This window comes from Pseudoalteromonas sp. PAST1, from assembly GCF_021532515.1.
Taxonomy (GTDB): Bacteria; Pseudomonadota; Gammaproteobacteria; order Enterobacterales; family Alteromonadaceae; genus Pseudoalteromonas; species Pseudoalteromonas simplex.
Window position 1 is genome coordinate 1 of the sequence record NZ_JAKGBH010000135.1, and the last position, 1,228, is coordinate 1,228.

A 1,228-nucleotide genomic window follows, 5' to 3' on the forward strand; every position below is an offset into this window, starting at 1 on the left:
TGAACTGGTTTAATTGAGCAGGACACTTTAATAATGGACAATGATCTAATATTGAGGTGTTAAATGACAAAACGAAAAAACAAAACTTATACAACCGAATTTAAGCAAGAAGCAGTTGCTTTAGTGACTGAGCAAGGTTATTCAGTTTCAGAGGCCGCAGCTTCTTTAGGGATCACCACCAAACTTATTTATAACTGGAAAGCTAAACTCGAAGAGCAACAAGCAGGTAATTCGCTAAATGAAGATGAGCGTGCAGAGTTAAAGCGCCTAAGAAAAGAAAACAAAGATCTCAAAATGGAGAAAGAGATCTTAAAAAAGGCCAGCGCCTTCTTTGCGAGAGAAATGAAGTAAAGTATCAGTTCATCAAAGAAAATAGCCAAGCTTTTCGCGTTATAAAATTATGCTCAGCGATGAAGGTGAGTCGCTCAAGCTATTACGCATGGCTGGCGCGTCCAGCAAAGCTTATAACGGCAGAAGAGCTGCATCTTTATCGCAGAGCTAAAGCGCTGTTTAAACGCAGCAGAGAAAGCTTAGGCTACCGTGAGCTATGTAAGAACTTACGCAAAGAAGGTTTTAAAATAACACGCTTTAAAACCAGAAGGTTAATGGCGCAGCTCCATTTAGTGGTTAAACAACGAGTAGCTTATAAAGTAACAACTAAGCGTAAGCACTCTGATGCAGTTGCAGATAATTTGCTTAACCAGAACTTTAATCCGATAGCCCCCAATCAGATTTGGGCTGGCGACGTGACATACCTGAAAACTGGCGAAGGCTGGATGTACCTTGCTGTTGTAATGGATCTATATTCTCGTCGAATAGTTGGCTGGCATATTGATAAACGTATGACGACTGATTTAGTAATGAAAGCCATGATTAAGGCTTATAACTTGAGAAAACCAGCCAAAGGCTTGGTATTTCATTCTGATAGAGGGTCTCAGTATACGAGTAAGCGATATCGTAGCCTGTTAAAGCAGTTTGGTATGCGAGCAAGCATGGGTGATGTGGGGGCTTGTTGGGATAACGCTGTTGTTGAAAGGTTCTTTGGCAGCTTGAAACATGATTGGTTGTTAAAAGTGGCTCAGCCAACTCGTGAACACATGAAAAGTGATGTTACTGAATATATGAAATATTACAATCTGGAAAGGCTGCACTCAGCTAATAACGATCAGTCACCAGTAGAGTATGAAAATTCTTTAAGAAAAGTGTCCGGCTGGAGTTGACCAGAACA

1 protein-coding gene is annotated in these 1,228 nt (G+C 40.6%); it reads left to right on the forward strand.

All coding sequences use genetic code 11. The annotated features are described in order from the left end of the window. Positions 1 to 63 precede the first annotated feature (63 nt). A protein-coding gene (locus tag L1272_RS23030; protein WP_235374372.1) for an IS3 family transposase occupies positions 64 to 1,220 on the forward strand; the annotation gives its coding sequence in 2 pieces (ribosomal slippage) (positions 64 to 307 and positions 307 to 1,220; 1,158 coding nt in all). Positions 1,221 to 1,228: the final 8 nt, after the last annotated feature.